Origin of the sequence: Spongiimicrobium salis (assembly GCF_043678055.1) — a bacterium.
In the GTDB taxonomy this organism is placed as follows: domain Bacteria; phylum Bacteroidota; class Bacteroidia; order Flavobacteriales; family Flavobacteriaceae; genus Spongiimicrobium; species Spongiimicrobium salis.
The window spans coordinates 2,075,882-2,089,262 of the sequence record NZ_JBHEQA010000001.1 but is presented as its reverse complement, the minus strand read 5'-3'; the positions used below and the strand labels follow the sequence as shown (position 1 = coordinate 2,089,262).

Annotated in this window: 14 protein-coding genes; 3 read left to right on the top strand and 11 right to left on the bottom strand. The window is 39.5% G+C overall.

Going from position 1 to position 13,381, the window contains the following annotated elements; genetic code table 11:
* Nucleotides 1–2 precede the first annotated feature (2 nt).
* On the top strand, nucleotides 3–356 hold the full coding sequence (locus ACEXOE_RS09165) for a hypothetical protein (RefSeq protein ID WP_394748447.1): 354 nt from the start codon (nucleotides 3–5) through the stop codon (nucleotides 354–356).
* Between the two features lie 16 nt (nucleotides 357–372).
* Here ACEXOE_RS09165 and ACEXOE_RS09160 read toward each other — a convergent pair whose 3' ends face one another.
* The 6 genes from ACEXOE_RS09160 to greA form a co-directional block, all read right to left on the bottom strand.
* Complete coding sequence (locus ACEXOE_RS09160) at nucleotides 373–1,329, bottom strand: MBL fold metallo-hydrolase (RefSeq protein ID WP_394748446.1); 957 nt, start codon at nucleotides 1,327–1,329, stop codon at nucleotides 373–375.
* 73 nt (nucleotides 1,330–1,402) lie between these two features.
* A complete protein-coding gene (locus ACEXOE_RS09155) occupies nucleotides 1,403–1,897 on the bottom strand; it encodes a hypothetical protein (RefSeq protein ID WP_394748445.1) in 495 nt (164 codons plus the stop codon).
* 99 nt (nucleotides 1,898–1,996) lie between these two features.
* Nucleotides 1,997–2,650, bottom strand: a complete 654-nt coding sequence (locus tag ACEXOE_RS09150; RefSeq protein ID WP_394748444.1) for a peroxiredoxin-like family protein — start codon at nucleotides 2,648–2,650, stop codon at nucleotides 1,997–1,999.
* Nucleotides 2,651–2,746: 96 nt separating this feature from the next.
* The gene (locus tag ACEXOE_RS09145; protein WP_394748443.1) at nucleotides 2,747–3,475 is read right to left on the bottom strand and encodes a helix-turn-helix domain-containing protein; all 729 of its coding nucleotides are present in this window, start codon (nucleotides 3,473–3,475) and stop codon (nucleotides 2,747–2,749) included.
* 155 nt (nucleotides 3,476–3,630) lie between these two features.
* The gene (locus tag ACEXOE_RS09140; RefSeq protein ID WP_394748442.1) at nucleotides 3,631–4,023 is read right to left on the bottom strand and encodes an HIT family protein; all 393 of its coding nucleotides are present in this window, start codon (nucleotides 4,021–4,023) and stop codon (nucleotides 3,631–3,633) included.
* Nucleotides 4,024–4,060: 37 nt separating this feature from the next.
* Nucleotides 4,061–4,537: a transcription elongation factor GreA gene (gene greA, locus ACEXOE_RS09135; RefSeq protein ID WP_394748441.1), complete on the bottom strand. Its 477-nt coding sequence runs from the start codon at nucleotides 4,535–4,537 to the stop codon at nucleotides 4,061–4,063.
* Nucleotides 4,538–4,647: 110 nt separating this feature from the next.
* On the opposite strand from greA, the gene ACEXOE_RS09130 reads away from it, so the two are divergent.
* A complete protein-coding gene (locus tag ACEXOE_RS09130; RefSeq protein WP_394748440.1) occupies nucleotides 4,648–5,085 on the top strand; it encodes a Rieske (2Fe-2S) protein in 438 nt (145 codons plus the stop codon).
* Between the two features lie 6 nt (nucleotides 5,086–5,091).
* Here the strand turns inward: ACEXOE_RS09130 and ACEXOE_RS09125 are convergent, their stop codons facing one another.
* The 4 genes from ACEXOE_RS09125 to ACEXOE_RS09110 all read right to left on the bottom strand — a co-directional run bounded on the left by ACEXOE_RS09125 (nucleotide 5,092) and on the right by ACEXOE_RS09110 (nucleotide 9,203).
* The gene (locus tag ACEXOE_RS09125; protein ID WP_394748439.1) at nucleotides 5,092–5,862 is read right to left on the bottom strand and encodes a HEAT repeat domain-containing protein; all 771 of its coding nucleotides are present in this window, start codon (nucleotides 5,860–5,862) and stop codon (nucleotides 5,092–5,094) included.
* A gap of 12 nt (nucleotides 5,863–5,874) precedes the next feature.
* Nucleotides 5,875–6,354, bottom strand: a complete 480-nt coding sequence (locus tag ACEXOE_RS09120) for an SRPBCC family protein (RefSeq protein WP_394748438.1) — start codon at nucleotides 6,352–6,354, stop codon at nucleotides 5,875–5,877.
* Nucleotides 6,355–6,358: 4 nt separating this feature from the next.
* The gene (locus tag ACEXOE_RS09115; RefSeq protein WP_394748437.1) at nucleotides 6,359–6,745 is read right to left on the bottom strand and encodes a superinfection immunity protein; all 387 of its coding nucleotides are present in this window, start codon (nucleotides 6,743–6,745) and stop codon (nucleotides 6,359–6,361) included.
* 64 nt (nucleotides 6,746–6,809) lie between these two features.
* The gene (locus ACEXOE_RS09110) at nucleotides 6,810–9,203 is read right to left on the bottom strand and encodes a TonB-dependent receptor (RefSeq protein ID WP_394748436.1); all 2,394 of its coding nucleotides are present in this window, start codon (nucleotides 9,201–9,203) and stop codon (nucleotides 6,810–6,812) included.
* 333 nt (nucleotides 9,204–9,536) lie between these two features.
* Between ACEXOE_RS09110 and ACEXOE_RS09105 the strand changes: the two genes are divergently transcribed.
* The gene (locus tag ACEXOE_RS09105; RefSeq protein ID WP_394748435.1) at nucleotides 9,537–12,008 is read left to right on the top strand and encodes a hybrid sensor histidine kinase/response regulator; all 2,472 of its coding nucleotides are present in this window, start codon (nucleotides 9,537–9,539) and stop codon (nucleotides 12,006–12,008) included.
* Here the strand turns inward: ACEXOE_RS09105 and ACEXOE_RS09100 are convergent.
* Complete coding sequence (locus ACEXOE_RS09100) at nucleotides 11,983–13,329, bottom strand: sigma-54-dependent transcriptional regulator (protein ID WP_394748434.1); 1,347 nt, start codon at nucleotides 13,327–13,329, stop codon at nucleotides 11,983–11,985. The genes ACEXOE_RS09105 and ACEXOE_RS09100 overlap by 26 nt on opposite strands.
* Nucleotides 13,330–13,381: the final 52 nt, after the last annotated feature.

The following is a 13,381-nucleotide window of genomic DNA, read 5'->3' as shown; positions in this document are numbered from 1 at the left end:
TTATGGCAAAAGATCGATTGGAAGTAATCAAAGAGGCAGACATCACCAACAATTGCCCGGAATGTTTTAATCAGGAATTAAAGCTCACCTTTTATCAGAAGCATATTTATGGACAGTTCTTTCATAGGACTTCTGATGTGGTTTCCCATGAGATTCGTTGTAAAAAATGCAATTCTATTATTTATCCTGCCCAATGGACAGAGGATATAGAACGTGTATTTGAATACTACCAAAAAATGGCCGTAGTGGAAAAAAGCTCCATCAAATACACTTCCTCTTTCTATATTTTAGTCGTTGTTGGCTTACTTCTCATTGCATTGGCGGGATATTTTGCCCTAATGCACTTCAGCGCATAAAAGCACAGCAGTGCTCTTAATCCAAGGAAAGGAGTTCTTTTCGAATTACAAAAGAGAAATATGGAAAGTTAAAGACAAAAGAATCTTCCGCTTCTTCAGTTGGTCGTACAACACCTCGTAACACCTCATCAAAAGCTGCTACCAATTCTTGCAAGCGGATTGGTTCTGCCACTGGAGTATTGTGGGCGGGAAATACTTTGTTCAATTTGGGATGTAAAGCAGAAAGTTTCTGAATGCTCTTCTGATATTCCTTTAAATCCGTCTCCTCATCGAACAACCAAATTGGCGCTTCATAGAAAGTATCCCCTGTCCACAAATATCCATTTTCCTCATCCAATACTGAAATCGCATCGGGTGTATGACCTGGGGTAGCTAGTACTTCCAATTTTCTATTCCCTAAATCGATCACCGTTTTATCGGTAATAAATCTTGTTATCGAAAACCCTTTGATATGATAGTTTAGCGTATCCAATCCTTTGATTTTATCCAAACACAAGGCATTTTTGCGCACTTCATGTTGTACAAAAGAATGTGGCAAACCATGTTGGGCACGTGCCTTGGTAAAAGAAGTATTCATGGCGAGGATCGTATTGAACTCATAATTTCCTCCTATATGGTCATAGTGGGTATGGGAATTCAATACGGTTATCGGAAGTTGGGTGAGTTCTTGAACTGTAGCGGCCATAGATGCCATGCCCATCCCGGAATCGAACAACAATGCCATTTCTTTCCCGATAATCAGATAGGAAATTACTTCTTGAAAATTAAAAGGTTCTGCAATAGCATAGGTATTGTGCCCCACTTCGTATACTTTAAACCAATGGCTTGATACACTTATCTCTTTCAACCCCTTAAATTGTGGCCTTAAAGGTTGTCCGCACCAATCTGTATCGTCTTTTTTAGAAATGCCCGCACAACTCAGGAACACGATAAAAATGCTCAAAAAACCTAAATGTAGTCGTTTTAATTTCATAGGCAACCAATGTACAGAAAAGCAAGTTGATTTTTAATAGCTGCTCCAAAAAATCTACCGAAGTAGGACAAACCTATTCTCCTTCCGGAAAAGGATATAATACATCTTCAAAATACTTTTCCCAAACCCCATTCGTGAGTTTCTCCCCGTATTCATGAAAAGCACCTTCGGGTGTTCTTTCAAAGGTCAATCTTCTTTTTTCACTAAAAGTGACCTTAAATTTCCCTTCTTCGTACCTTCCTTTATAGCTTGCTCCACCTCTATTGGAAAAAGGGCTGTAATAATAAACACCTTCCTCCATATTATAGCTGATGACGGTATGCAGTTGTATCAGGGGCGACTTCACGTCTAAAACCATTAGATTTCCCTCCAAGATATACTGTACCTTTTCTGTTACCTCAACACTTTTAGTAGTATCCTTGCTATAGACCGTGGATGTCCCTTTCCAATTTCCCATCATAAAGGACAATTTGGCCAAGGCTTCTTTTTCGTTTTCCTGTGCCCATAGTCCTGTCCCAAAAAGCAGAAGGACAAGAGCAATGACATACCCATGTGTTTTCTTGTTCATTACACTCCTATTTTACTTTTCTAAAGGTACAGAAAAGCCACTGCATGCAAAAAAAGAAAAAGAAGCTTGGGACCATTTCACTTTTCGGACTTCTTGGATTTATGAATTGATTCCCCGTTCACTGAGCACTTCTTTTATGATTTCCGGGTCTAATCTTTCGGTATAATCCTCAGGAACAAAACTATAGACCACCTTTCTTTCCTTATTGACGATGTAAGTGGCGGGCATGGGCAATTCATAAGCCTTGTTCCCATTGTGTACATCCACATGAAGATTAAATGAATGGTATACGGTCCTTAAATCTTCTGGAAGTTGGAATACCAATCCCAAAGATTTCGCATAAACATTATTTGCATCACTCAATACGGTAAAACTAAGTTCATTTTTCTCTGAGGTCGTTAAGGAGTGATCCGGCATCTCAGGGGAAATCGCTATCAGCTCGGCTCCTAATTTTTGCAATTCGGGAAGTTGTTGCTGTAGTGCCTTCAACTCCATATTACAAAAAGGGCACCATCCTCCCCTATAAAAGGAAATGATGAGAAATTCCTGTTGAAAATCCCCAAGGGAAAGCGGATTTCCATGAACATTGGGCAAGTTAAAAACAGGCAAACTGTCCCCCACTTTTAGGGCCTTATCTCCAAGTTTAAGTGCTTTGAGTTCGTTAGTGCTATGTTCCATAATGGCCCATTTTTCGGCCGGAATATTTTGTGCGTTCTTTGCTTTTCGCGCTGCGAGGGTATTTGATAAATTCATTGCGTTATTTTTTTAATTTCTTAACGCAAAGATCCACCAAAAGTAGGGATGGGAAAATGGAAAAAATGATGAAAAGATGGAAAAAATTCCCGCGAATCAGGAAATAGGGAATTGTGCCCTAAATTGCGTAGGTGTGACACTCGTATTTTTTTTGAAATACTTGATGAAATAGTATGGATCATCAAAGCCTAGCTGATAGGCGATCATTTGACTGGTATCATCGGTATGCGTTAATTTGTATTTCGCCTTTTCGATGACTTTTTCCGTAATAAAATTACAGGGTGTTTTATTCTCGCTTTTTTTAACCTCCTTAATCAATTTTTTTAGCGGCACCCCCATCATTTCAGCGTAAGTACCTGCACAATAATTGTGTTCTATATGTTGATCGATTAGGGCCGAGAATTGCCCTATAGTAGACAAGGTCTGTCCTTGATCTTGGTATTCCCGTATCAATTCACTCCAAAGAATATGGGAATAACTCTCTGACAAACGCCTATTTGCATCAGCATCGAGCATGGCTTTGATCTGGCTTTTTTTGCTGTCTATCTTTTTTATGGGCACTGTTTTAAATGGGGCCATTTCTTGTGAAGCCGAGGTAATATCCGGAAAGTTTTTTAAAAACTCCGCATCTAATCCTATGATAAATCCTTCTAGAAAAGGAGAAGCGGCCACAATCTCAAAAGAGGTATCAAAGAAAAAAAAGTGCTTGGACCCTATGGCTTTGGTATTCCCTGCTACACTAATGGTTATACTTCCGTGAAACAGCACACACACATTCCGATCATGGGGAACAATGGTTTCATTATTTTTTAAGGAGTAGATCATTTTTGAAAAAATTCATGCTTATGGAATACTTCAGTCGTACCCTGATACAATTCCATTACGTTGGGTCACAACTTCCTTTTTCTGAAAACCTTCACGAGCGCATGTTATTTTTGCAGCTATCGCATCGGCATATTTATGATGCCATGGCAAAGGTTTTAGTCCAAGGCCGCTTTGATTTTCTCTGCCACAGCAAGAAACTCTTCATGGGTCAATTTCACTTTATGGTGAAAAACTGCATCCGCCATAGAGTGCAAGGGGATAAGGTGTACATGTACGTGAGGAACTTCCAAGCCAATGACCGTCATCCCAACACGTTGGCAATCCATTGTTTTTTCTATCGCTTTTCCTACTTTTCTGGAAAATGCCATAAGACCCATGTAGGTAGCTTCATCCAAATCTAGCAACTTATCCACCTCCTTTTTTGGAATACAGAGCGTATGGCCTTTGGAATTTGGATTGATATCTAAAAACGCAAAATAGTCCGCATCTTCTGCGATTTTATAACATGGAATTTCTCCCTTGATGATCTTTGTAAAAATACTGGCCATGTATACTTGTATTTGGGCGATTTCCAAAAAGGAACCCTTACTCCCTTGTGATTTCTAAAATGTCAAACTTTATAGTTCCATTAGGGACCGTAATCTCGGCTACATCACCTACTTCTTTTCCCAAAAGACCTTTTCCTATTGGGGAATTGACTGATATTTTTCCGGCTTTTAAATCTGCTTCACTCTCGGCCACCAAGGTATATTTCATTTCCATACCATTGTTTTGATTTTTTAATTTCACCGTAGACAATACCAATACTTTAGAAGTATCCAATTGCGATTCATCAATTAATCGGGCATTGGCCAATACTTCCTCTAATTTGGCTATCCGCATCTCCAATAAGCCTTGGGCTTCCTTTGCGGCATCATATTCTGCATTTTCCGACAGATCCCCTTTATCCCTGGCTTCAGCGATGGCATTGGAGGCTTTAGGGCGTTCTACATCTTTAAGCTGATTGAGTTCTTCCCTTAGATTTTTTAATCCTTCTGCTGTATAATATGATATCTTACTCATGATTGCACTATTTACTAAATAAGAAAATCCTCTTTTTATAGAGGATTTAAGACAAATATACATATTTTTTGTTCAATTTTGTTGAAGTTATCTTAAATAGAACTGCTGCTATGAAACGTATTTTAGGTGTTTTTTTATTGATTTGTCTACTTTCCTGTACGAATGACCGAAGTAATCGCAATCCGTTTTTACAAGAAATAGGCTTTCGTTTTGACATCAACCTTAATCTTCCCTTGTTTAGTCCCTTGAATACTATTGGTAATGCGGTCTTCATTAACAACCCTGGTGTGGGTACGCGGGGTGTTTTTGTGGTCAATGCAGGAATTGGACAATTCCGCGCCTTTGAAGCCAGTTGTCCCAATCACGCTCCAAACTCTTGCTCTACCATGGAGCTTACCGGAACTTCGGTTACCTGTCCTTGCGAAAACTACCAGTATAGCCTTTTCACCGGGCAGTTTTTAAATTTGGAACAGGAAGAAGGTCGTTTTTTCGATCTATTGGAATATCGGGCCACCTCTAATGGAAATACCATTGTAATTTCCAATTAAGGGAGCTTATTTCTTTTTTAAAATATTCACACGATCAATATAAGCAATAGCCTGTTCTTGGGTGTAATGGGAAAAACTTCTGTACCTATGATGAACATCAATGATTTCATCAATGGCGGCAGCTACGAGGGCCTTATTTTCCCAATATTTTAGTGCTTCCATAACAGTTTCCAGACATCCCTTTTTATAGGCAATCTGCCCCAATACATGAATCAAAGTATTCCTGACTCTCGCGGTGGCGTCAAATTGCAGTTGGGCCAATAAGGGGAGAATATCCTGAGGATGTGTACGCCCTCTCAATTCTATTCCGTGGCAAATTTCCCTTCGAATTTCTTTATTGGGATGTTCCAAATAGGTTTTAGCCCAAGCCAAAACGGGAACCGGATTTTTTGCACTCATTTTCTTCACTGACCCTATTACGGCATTGCGGACCGTATGATGCGAATCGAACAAAGCTGTATCAAAAAAAGCTTGTACTTCCTTAAAATGAAGCATTCCTATTTCACCAGCAGCATTGACAACGGTCTGCCTTATTTTCTCCAAATCTGCTCTTAACAACTTTCCAAGCACCTTAAGAATAGCCATTCGCCGTTTCGGTTGTGCCTTATACAACCTTCCTATGGCCAAATAGGCGGTTTTACGGATGTAGGTATCTTCATCCGAAAAATATAAAAGCAAGTACTGCTGACTTTGAGCAGCAATATCTTCATGAAGCTCTCGGTTGATTTTCTCAACGAGTTGTTCACGTGCTTCTTTTGAAAGATCATAAAACCCCATAGTCCATATCTTCTAATACGGTAACACTTCTTTCCATCTGCCCGATTCCGCAAATTCTTTAACCACCAGATTACGTTGGTTTAAAAAAGTTTCCATGTATTTTTTAAGGAAAACGTAATCCGCGCACTTCCCTAAGATCCCAAGAGGCGCACGGTAATCAAAACGGTCGGTCATCACAGTAACCCCTTGGCTACTTTCAAACCAATGTTCGTGCCTAAAGCTTTGGAAAGCACCAGCAACCATCTCATCCACAAAGTAATTGGGTTTCTTCAATTCCCTCATCTCAGAAGTTAGATTTTGATAGATTCCAAAGTGTTTTGCACGCCATGTTACCTGCTCATGAAGCTCCAAAAGGCCACTCGTCTTTCCCGCTATGGCCTTCTCTTTGGTATGCGCTGTAGAAATTTGATGGAGATCAATACTCCTGGCAAGATCAAAAACAATATCAATATCCGCCTTTATCCTATATATTTGTTCAATCAGCGGCATCATTTGATTATTTTAAAAGCTTGTTCTTCTGAATGATATATTCCTGTTCAGTAATAGCTCCATCGTCCAATAATTTCTTTAATCGTGCTAATTTCTCAAATTCATCCGCATTCTTCTCTTTATGGGGTGCCTGCTGTACAATGACCGGTTTTGAATTGGCGGAGAGACTCCAAACAAGTGCTACGACCCAGCCCACTAGGGTGCATCCCAAAAAAAGATTGAGCGCCATAATAGCAATGGTATTAGGCTTTGCTCGAAAAAGGGCAATGATAGAGGGAAGAAAATAGAAAAGCACTATGACGATCAGAATAATGATCGGCAAATTTGAAACAAATTCTTCCAACTCTGCAGGAATATCTTCCCCGCTTTGAACCAAGTATAATGAATGTGTCATACGATTTTGCTTAGGATAACACAAAAATACCCGTTTCCCTTAAAAAACAAGGGCATTCTACCTTTTAAAACTTAAATGTTGCCCCCAAAAGAAAATTGGTGCCCGCTTGAGGGTAGAACCCTGCACCATCAAAAGTAGTGACGCCTACTCCAGAATCATTAGGAACATCAAAACTGAAGAAGAAGCCATTGTTTTCATAGGTTTCATCAAAAATATTATTGATTTGAGCGGTAAGTAGAATCGCTTTAAAAATAGAAAGGCCTTGAATCTGATATTGGATATTCAAATCATTCGTAAAATAACTTCCCAATAAAGAACTTTCCAAATCAAGATTGGCCAAGTATTGTTCGCCTACATATTTACTGAATAGACTAAAGCTAAGATTATCCACAGGAGCGTAGGTCAGTACGTTTCCTGCAATAATTTCCGGGGAAAAGGAGATATTGGTGGTTCCAAAATTTACAAACTCCCCATTTCTTTGTGCAATAAAATCTTTGTTCTTGTTGGAACTCAATGAAAAATTAGGCCGTGTACTCCATTTGTCGGAAATTCTAATGACAGCATCAACCTCCAATCCCAAGCGATAACTTTGCCCGCTGTTTTGACGAATAGGAAAGCCCACTTGATCTAACTCTCCGGTAAGCACCAATTGATTGGCGAAATCAAGGTAGAAAATATTGGTATTGATTTTTATAGCATTGGTGTTCAAACGCCATCCCAATTCAAAATCGTTTAAACGTTCTGGTTCCGGGGAACCATTTTCAAAATCTACCCTGGCAGGCTCCCTATTGGCCCTGGCATAAGAAAAATAAAGATTGTTTTTTTCATTTGCCTTAAAGGTTACCCCAGCTTTGGGGTTAAAAAAAGTATAGCTTTCATCTACGTTTAAAACAGCTCCAGGCGTAAACAAGCTACCCGTAGCCTCGTAATCGATATTCCTGATTTGAGCGTCCGCATAGAATGAAAATTGCTCATCTACTTTAAAAGTGGCCTTGGCATATACATTTGCATCCTTTTTGTCACTTACATTATCAAAAAAGCGCGTGGGAAGGCTCGGCAAAGGTGCAAATTCTGCAAAAATAATTTCTCCAAATTGTTCTCCATCATAACGGTTCCAACCCCCACCAAAGATAGCATCGACGGCGTTTGTTTTATAATTTATATTAAAAACGGTGCCGTAGAAATCACTATTTAAATGGGAACGTGTGACCAAATCCGAATCCGTAATGGTCTCGCCTCCGGATTCAAAAGGCGACAGGCGGTAAAAATCAAGAGAAGCTTCATCGATATATTGTTCAAAGAATCCAAGCCCATAGGTATAGTGCAAAGAAATATTTCCAGACCAGGCACTATTAAATTGATGGGTAAAGTGCAATTGGTAATGATCCTGCTTATAATTATCTGTCTGATTATCGTGAAATTGTTGATTCCCATCTTGATCAAAGAAAAGTCCGTCTGCATTAAACCTTCTATTGGATTCCAAGGTTGCCGCATCTACACCTGCAAAAGAAAGTCCCGTAATCTCTTCTCCTCCAAAGACAAGGGCTTTGATCAAGGTATTTTCACTTTTGTAAACCCCGCTCAAGAAATAAGAACTCAAATCGGAAAAGGCACGATCTACATAGCCATCGGATTTAATTCTTGATAGTCGCCCAGAAAAGGCAAAATGTTCATTCAACAACCCTGTTCCAAACTTAACCGTTTGTTTTTGGGTATTAAAACTCCCGAAGGAGGTTGAAATTTCCCCAAAGGCCTCTTCTGCATAATTATCGGTCAATACATTAATACTGGCGCCAAAAGCACCTGCTCCATTGGTAGAAGTTCCCACACCGCGCTGCACCTGAATACTCTCCACGGAAGAAGCAAAATCTTGAAGGTTAACCCAAAATGTAGCTTGACTATCTGCATCATTATAGGGAATGCCATTTAAAGTTACATTGATTCTGGAGTTATCTGCCCCCCTGATCCGTATATCCGTATATCCTATTCCGGTACCGTCGAAAGTGGTGGATACTACCGAAGGCAATGTATTTAGCAACACCGGGATATCCTGTCCTAAATTTACTTTTTCTATCGCTTCTTTGTCGATCTCAGAAAAAGTAATCGGGGAATCTGAATTTACCCGAGAGGCAGACACAATGGCTTCATCGAGCGCCTGTATTTCTTCTCCCAATCGCACATTCAAATTCATATCCCTATCCAGAAAAAAACTTCTTTCGATCCTTGTTGGTCCCAAATAACTAAAAGATAAGGTATATTGTCCTTTTACAAGCGATAATTCATAGTATCCCTGAAAATCTGTTTGCGTTCCGGTATCCGATCCTTTTACCAATACACTTACTCCAGGCATAGGCCTACCAAATTCATCCAAAAACTTCCCGGATACCTTGTATTTTTGCTGTGCCATTGCACCAATTGCCATTCCCAGGCATAAAAAAACTGTGGTAAAAATTTTCATGTTGTTTGTGTTTGTTAGCCATAGCAAGGAAGTTACTTATTTTGGTCATTGTCATTCCCAAAAAACTACAGATCTCAAACCCCAATGTAAAGACTTGAAAATACGTTAATCATATTTAGTTCCATCTTCTTGTTCCCTTGGCAGCATTATCTGCCCAGGTTCATTGGGTATGATCTCAGCCTATCCTGATATTCTCAACAATACGCACCCCCTTGTGATGGCACAAAAGTACCATGGCATTATTAGATTTCATAGTAAAGCGCAGAATAATTAACACTTTCCCAATAACCATTGTTTGCTTGACATCCGTATATCCTATATAGCTAATTATTCATGAAAGACCGATCCAAAAATAGATTCACCTTAAAAATAATAAGCAGCTATTTGGTTCTTGGCATACTCCTCACTGTCTCTGCACTCTATATTCGATCAGAAGTGAAGGTCTATATGAATACGGAAAAAGAGGCGGAGAACGATTTGAAATTTATAAAGACCGGAGCTGTTTTCACACAACTCTATGAGGCAGAAAGTCATTCCAAGCTAGCATTACAAACCAAAAGTAAGGCTCATTTCACCGCATATGTTCAAAAAATAGATACGGTTCTTAGCGATATAGATACCTTAAAAAGATTTACTTCCCAAGATTATCAAAGAGGCTTATTGGATAGCGTTCAGGTCTTATTGAAGAAAAAAGTAGCCAATGGTCAAGAATTTAGAAATTTAAAAGAAAAAATGCGTCCCAATGCCGCCTTGGATCAAGTTTTGAGTGAATTTCAAAAAATGGAGGCCTCTTTAGGGAAGATTACCGCAGAAGGCCTGGCCCCAAATATTGCTACCTTATCCCCAAAAGCACAAAAGGTAATCCGGCAAGTGGCAGATTATCTCAATGAGAATATCCCAGAGGAAAGCAAAGACAATATCCCTTCTGAAAAGATAGATTCCATCCTCAATGTATCAAAATTATTACTGACCAAAGCCAAGTTGGAAAATTTTAAAAGCCAACGTTCATTGGCTCAAAAAGAAATTGAGCTGAACCGTTATGATATGGAGCTGTCCCATCAATTGCATCAGATCATTGCGGCTTTTGAACAAGAAATTGTTACCAAAACCTACAATGACACCCTTAAAAAAAGAACCGCATTCCGAAGAGGCATTCGCTTTGCTGGTCTTGGGGCTATATTAGGGTTAATTGTTGTGCTTCTTTTCACTTTTTTAATCAGCAGGGACTTTTGGAAAGTACAACGTTACAGACAGCAATTGGAAAAAGAAAAACAGTTTTCCGAATCCCTTTTAAAAAGTAGGGAACAATTGATCTCTACCGTAAGTCACGATTTACGAACCCCCTTAAATACGATAACCGGATATGGAGAGCTTTTGGAAGGCACGACCCTAAACGATAAACAGTTTCACTATTTAAAGCATATGACATCGGCCTCCCGCCATGTGGATAATCTTGTTAACGATCTTTTGGATTTTTCAAAATTGGAAGCCGGGCAATTGCATATTGAAAAAATTCCTTTTGTGCTCTCCAATATTATCCAGGAGACTTCAGAAAATATGAAGGCACTCTATCACAAGAAGCCCATTCGTCTTATCCTGGATATTGACTCCCGTTTTCATGAACGTCTTATGGGAGATCCGTTTCGGATAAGGCAGCTTCTGGACAATCTGTTGGGCAATGCTTATAAATTTACACAGGAAGGGGAAATTCGTATTACGGCCAAAATAGAAAAGGAAGCAAATGGTGTTTGCCATAGCATTATATCCATAAGAGATACTGGAATCGGTATTAAAAAGGAAAAGCAGGATATTATTTTTAAGGAATTCACCCAAGCCGATACAACTACCGAAAAAAAATATGGTGGCTATGGTTTAGGATTAACAATATCCAAAAAACTAACAAACTTATTAGAAGGTTCTTTGCATTTGGAAAGTGAAGTGGGAAAAGGAAGTACCTTTTACCTGAGACTCCCTTTAACCGTTCCTAAAACACAAAAGTTGAAATCGGTAAATGCGGAAGTAGATCTTCCTTCTGACTTTGCCATTCTAATTCTAGACGATGATCCCGCGATGTTAAGCTTGCTCCGGGAATTCTGCGAAAGCATGTATATTAAAGTGCATGCATTCTCTAGTTTTAATGCTATTCCACAACGGAGCGATCTCTGCTATCAAGCCGTTCTCACCGATATTCAAATGCCCAATATCAATGGCTTTGAAGTGCTACAGCAATTGCAATCCCCAAAGTACCCCCATTATATAGATCAGCCCGTTATGGCCATGACCGGAAGAACAGATTTAAAGCAGGACATTTATAGCACTGCCGGTTTTGCGGGAATGCTCCAAAAACCTTTTCAAAGAATGGCCCTTGCCAGCCTTCTAAAGACCATCTTTCCCTTAGACTATTTTTCTCGGAAAACGAATTCTGTAGTATTGGAAAAGCATGAAAGTGCACTGTTCAATATTTCTGCTATTTCCTCTTTTCTTGGCGAAAATACGCCTGCCATTACAGAGGTACTCCAAACGTTTTGCACAGACAGCATGCAAAACATCGCGGATATTCAACTTGCCCTAAAAAAGGGAGATATGCATAAAGTAGCCGGTATTGCCCATAAAATGTTACCGATGTTCCGGCAAATAGCAGCCCATGAAATTATCCCTATTTTGGAGCAAATGGAACAATTCCAGGGAAAAGAATCCATGCCAACACCAATAGAACAGATAGGAAGAGATTTAAAGATTAAAATTGATGTTCTTGTAAAAAGTATAGCTGCTATCTATCCTATACATCCAAATTGTAATGATTGATTTTGTTGTACAGCGTTTTACGGGTTACCTGCAATAAGCGAGCCGCCTTGGATTTATTGAAGTTTGTTTGTTTAAGAGCCTTCATAATTTGATCCTTTTCATATCCTTCCTTGGAAAAATCCGTTACATTTTTAGATTTAGCGGTTCCTTCCAAAATGGTTCTAGGCAATGTTTCTGCCTCAACATAGTCATCGGCGGCAAGTAATACCGCTCTTTTGATCACATTTTTAAGTTCTCTTAAATTTCCGGGCCAAGCATAGCGCTGAAAAAGTTGTACGACCTCATCGGAAAAGCCCAAAACATGCTTCCCCAATGCTTCATTGCTCTGATGTAAAAAGTAGTCCGCAAATAAAATCATGTCTTCATTTCTCTCTGCCAAAGAGGGAATCTCAATGCCAAATTCATTGAGTCTATGGTACAGGTCCTCCCGAAAAGTTCCTCTTTCCACGGCAAGTTGCATGTCCTCATTGGTGGCCGCAATAATACGGACATCTACCTCTATTTCCTTGGTACTCCCCACCCGCTTAATTTTGCGCTCCTCCAATGCTCGGAGCAACTGTATCTGATTTTCGTAGGAAAGATTTCCTATTTCGTCCAAAAACAATGTTCCTTTATTTGCCGCTTCAAATTGTCCGATCTTATCTTCCACAGCTCCCGTAAAGCTACCTTTAATATGACCGAAAAACTCGCTAGAGGCAATTTCTTTGGGGATAGCACCACAGTCTACTGCTATAAACTGATACTCTTTTCTGCTGCTGTTATCGTGTATGGCTTTTGCCGTAACCTCTTTTCCTGTTCCACTCTCTCCTGTAATAAGAACGGACATATCCGTTGGTGCCACCAGTTTTATATATTCCCTTAATTTTTTCGAGGCTTCGCTTCTTCCTGTAATGGTCTGGATCGAGTTTCTTTCTTGTACCCTTTTGCTTGATCGATTTTTTATTTCCTCGGGTGTTTTTTCTGGAGATTTTAATGCATTTTCGATTACCGAAACAATCTCTTCTGGGGTAAAAGGTTTGGAAATATAGTCATAGGCCCCTTTTTTCATGGCTGCCACCGCCGTACCGACTTCGGCATAACCCGTCATCACAATTACTTGTGTTCCTTTAGTCTTTGTTTTAATATCAGAGAGCAATTGAATTCCATCATAATTGGGTAGTCTAAGGTCTGTTAAAATGAGTTCAAAGTTGCCGTTTTCCAATTTGGTTTTTGCATCAGCTGCGGTTAAGCTAATTTCCACAACATAGCCCTTCTTTGTTAAAAACTTCTGCAACATTGTACAAAAGGCGGTATCATCCTCAATAATCAATAGGTTTGGCATAGTAACTTTCTTACTTTAAATATGTACGTAAAAAAAGGAGTTGAAAGCTGTC

Coding starts and splice junctions, on each gene's coding strand:
- ACEXOE_RS09160 (WP_394748446.1), bottom strand. CDS start 1,329: ATGAAATTAAAACGACTACATTTAGGTTTTTTGAGCATTTTTATCGTG.
- ACEXOE_RS09145 (WP_394748443.1), bottom strand. CDS start 3,475: ATGATCTACTCCTTAAAAAATAATGAAACCATTGTTCCCCATGATCGG.
- ACEXOE_RS09100 (WP_394748434.1), bottom strand. CDS start 13,329: ATGCCAAACCTATTGATTATTGAGGATGATACCGCCTTTTGTACAATG.
- ACEXOE_RS09150 (WP_394748444.1), bottom strand. CDS start 2,650: ATGAATTTATCAAATACCCTCGCAGCGCGAAAAGCAAAGAACGCACAA.
- ACEXOE_RS09120 (WP_394748438.1), bottom strand. CDS start 6,354: ATGATGCCGCTGATTGAACAAATATATAGGATAAAGGCGGATATTGAT.
- ACEXOE_RS09140 (WP_394748442.1), bottom strand. CDS start 4,023: ATGGCCAGTATTTTTACAAAGATCATCAAGGGAGAAATTCCATGTTAT.
- ACEXOE_RS09110 (WP_394748436.1), bottom strand. CDS start 9,203: ATGAAAATTTTTACCACAGTTTTTTTATGCCTGGGAATGGCAATTGGT.
- ACEXOE_RS09155 (WP_394748445.1), bottom strand. CDS start 1,897: ATGAACAAGAAAACACATGGGTATGTCATTGCTCTTGTCCTTCTGCTT.
- ACEXOE_RS09115 (WP_394748437.1), bottom strand. CDS start 6,745: ATGACACATTCATTATACTTGGTTCAAAGCGGGGAAGATATTCCTGCA.
- ACEXOE_RS09125 (WP_394748439.1), bottom strand. CDS start 5,862: ATGGGGTTTTATGATCTTTCAAAAGAAGCACGTGAACAACTCGTTGAG.
- ACEXOE_RS09165 (WP_394748447.1), top strand. CDS start 3: ATGGCAAAAGATCGATTGGAAGTAATCAAAGAGGCAGACATCACCAAC.
- greA (WP_394748441.1), bottom strand. CDS start 4,537: ATGAGTAAGATATCATATTATACAGCAGAAGGATTAAAAAATCTAAGG.
- ACEXOE_RS09130 (WP_394748440.1), top strand. CDS start 4,648: ATGAAACGTATTTTAGGTGTTTTTTTATTGATTTGTCTACTTTCCTGT.
- ACEXOE_RS09105 (WP_394748435.1), top strand. CDS start 9,537: ATGAAAGACCGATCCAAAAATAGATTCACCTTAAAAATAATAAGCAGC.